We start from the raw sequence: 2,644 nt of genomic DNA on the forward strand, positions 1-2,644 counted from the left end.
ACCGGGCGCGGCACTCGGTGCCTGCGCGGGGCGGCCGTACTCCGCCGGCCCCCGCCCGGTCGTGGCCGGACGCGGTCCACCACCGCCATGCCGACGCGGAACACCGCCGCCGGCACCACCAGGCAGAGCAGGACCCAGAACAGGGTCACACCCCACGGACGGCCCACGCCCCACGGCTGCTCGGCGAGGACCTTGCCGCCGAACCTGAGGGAGACGGTGTAGTCGCCGTGCGCGCCGGCCGCGAGTTCCACGGGGAGTTCGACGCGGGCCTTCTTCCCGGGCGCGACCGTGCCGCGCCACTGGCGCTCGTCCCACTGCGGCGCGAACACGCCGTGGGCGGTGCCGACTTCGAACACCGGGTCCCTGACCGGTGCGGTGCCGACGTTGCCGACCGTGAAGACCAGGGTGCGGGTGGGGGGCGCGCCGAACCAGGTGAGCACTCCGCCGGACCCCTCCAGCACGGTGTCGGTCAGGACCGACAGCCGGCCGCCCACCGTCTCGGCGGGCAGTGGTGCGACGGCGTGCCCGGCCACCTGGAACACCGCGTCGGCCTGCGCCTTCGCACCGGTCGCGGTGGCCACGTGCACGACGCAGGGGCACGGTACGGGCGGGTCGGCCACCGGCAGCGCGCGGCTGAAACGGCCGTCGGCGTCGGTGGTGACGGCCCGGCCGTCGGCGTTGGCGCAGGAGTTGGTGCCCCCGATGACGCCCCTCGACGGTTCGGCCTGCCCGCAGATCAGCAGCATCAGCAGCGCGCGGGGCCGCCAGCCGCTGCCGGTCACGGTGACCGAACCGCCCGTCCCCGCCTGCGACTCGGACAGCTTCACGGAGGGCGTCCCGGCCGCCGAGGCCGGTCCCGGCCCCGCAAAGGTCAGCACCAGCAGCGCCAGGGCCACCGCCGGCGCCGCAATCCGCGCTGTGGCTCTCACGTCGACTCCACCTCCGTACACGGCAGTTCGGCCTCCGTACGGCGCCTTCGCCGGCGCATGGCCACGGGGGCCGCCGCGAGCAGCAGCGCGCCGGCCGTCGTCCCCGCCGCGGTACGCCAGGGCACGAACCGGGCCGACGCGGTGCCCGTGGCCCGCGCGCCGCCGGACGCGGTCACCGTCAGCCGGACGGTCACCGCGTCGAGCGCCGGGCGGTCGGTCCAGGGCTCGTCGAGCTTCAGCCGGGCGCCCGGCGGCAGGCGGACGGGCAGGGTGCGCGGGGCGCGGTCCAAGGCGGTGCCGAGGACACCGTCCGCGCGCACCGCGAGCCGCGGCACGAGGACCGTCGTCCCCCGGTTGACCAGCTCGTACGTGATCCGTCCCGAGCGGACGGCCACGTGCTCGACGGTCAGCGCGGCCAGCCGGGGACCACCGATCCGCAGCAGCAGCCGTACCGTCGACTCCCTGCCGTCCGCGGCGCGTACGACGATCGTGGCGGGGCGGTCGCCGGGGACCGCGTCCGGGGGGACGGTCAGGGTGAAGGGCACCTCGGCGCGGGTGCGGGCGGGGATACGCAGGGCGGTCCCGGGGAGGGCTACCGGCAGGCCGGTGGCGCGCAGCCGGACGGTGAGCGGCCGCGTGCCGCGGTTGGTGACGGCCAGGGTGTCCCGGAGCACCGCACCGGGAACGCCCTCCGCGTAGAAAGACGGTCTGCCCTGCCCGGCGGGCTCGGCGGACCAGCCTGGCTGGACCGGGAGGACGGGCAGGGTCAGCAGCAGGGCACAGGCGGCGGCGTACGGCATCGGCGGCTCCCAACGGGGTGAGGTCAGCGCGTCTGGGTCCGCCGGGTCAGCCACAGGGTGCCCGCCGCGCCGGCCAGGAGGGCGGTGCCGCCGAGGGTGGCGAGGGCGATCGCGGAGTCCTCGGGGCCGGTCTGCGGCAGCTCGCCGGAGCCGGAGCCGGCGGTCGAGCCGGAGCCCGCGGTCGAGCCGGAGCCGCTGTCGTTCTGCGTCCCGCCGCCGCCCTGGGCCTTCACGTCGAGGGTGAGCGAGGGCGCGGGACTCCTGGTGGGGGTGCAGGTGGTGGTCGTCCCGAGCGCCTTGATGGTGAGCACACCGGCGGTGAAGGTGACCTTTCCGGTCTTCTTCGGCGTGTACGTGCCGCTCAGGTCATTGATCTTGATGGGGGTGTCGGCCGGGATGGCCTCCTGGTTGGCGGGCCCGCTGACGTTCAGGGTGCCGCTGTCGGCGCCGCCGAGCTTGATGGTCGCGCTCGGGTTCATCGCGCCCTTGCCGAGTTCGACGGGGCTGGAGGAGACGCCCTTCTGCCAGGACATGGTGATCTTGTAGGTGCCGCCGCTCTGGACACCCTTGATGTCGATGGGCGAGACGGCGCTCTTGTCGCCGATGGGCGTCTTGCAGGCGTAGTTGACGTCGACGACCTGGGCACTGGCCACGGGGGCGGCCATCCACACCGCCGGCCCGGCCAGGGCCGCGGCAGTCGCGAGCACGGCGGTTGGCTTCCGGTACGACACGGTCCCCTCTTTCCTGACAGGTCGCTCGTCGAACACGCCATTTACTGACGGCTCATCAGATAGGGCCGTCAAGGTACGCCCGGCACCGCAAGGAAGGAAGAGAAGCCGCACGCCGGAGTTGTGACGATCCGGCGTGCGGATGGTGGGGACGGGGCGGGTGTGGCGGGGCCTGAGGGAAGCGGGC

The 2,644-nt window shown here is 74.7% G+C and carries 3 protein-coding genes; all 3 read right to left on the reverse strand.

Features of this window, described 5'->3' with window-relative positions; genetic code table 11:
- Nucleotides 1–929 (reverse strand): hypothetical protein (locus P1P75_RS40960; RefSeq protein WP_319264974.1); only part of this gene is annotated, 929 nt, incomplete at its 3' end.
- Nucleotides 926–1,729 carry a hypothetical protein gene (locus P1P75_RS40965; protein WP_319264977.1) on the reverse strand — a complete coding sequence of 268 codons (804 nt, stop codon included), beginning with the start codon at nt 1,727–1,729 and terminating at the stop codon, nt 926–928. The genes P1P75_RS40960 and P1P75_RS40965, both read right to left, overlap by 4 nt.
- A 23-nt stretch (nt 1,730–1,752) precedes the next feature.
- Nucleotides 1,753–2,460, reverse strand: a complete 708-nt coding sequence (locus P1P75_RS40970; RefSeq protein ID WP_319264980.1) for an LPXTG cell wall anchor domain-containing protein — start codon at nt 2,458–2,460, stop codon at nt 1,753–1,755.
- Nucleotides 2,461–2,644 lie beyond the last annotated feature (184 nt).

It is taken from the genome of Streptomyces sp. ID05-39B (assembly GCF_033794725.1).
Taxonomy (GTDB): Bacteria; Actinomycetota; Actinomycetes; order Streptomycetales; family Streptomycetaceae; genus Streptomyces; species Streptomyces bobili.

What these genes read in the sequence shown, in the direction of transcription:
- P1P75_RS40965 (WP_319264977.1), bottom strand. Translation starts at nt 1,729, where the DNA reads ATGCCGTACGCCGCCGCCTGTGCCCTGCTGCTGACCCTGCCCGTCCTC.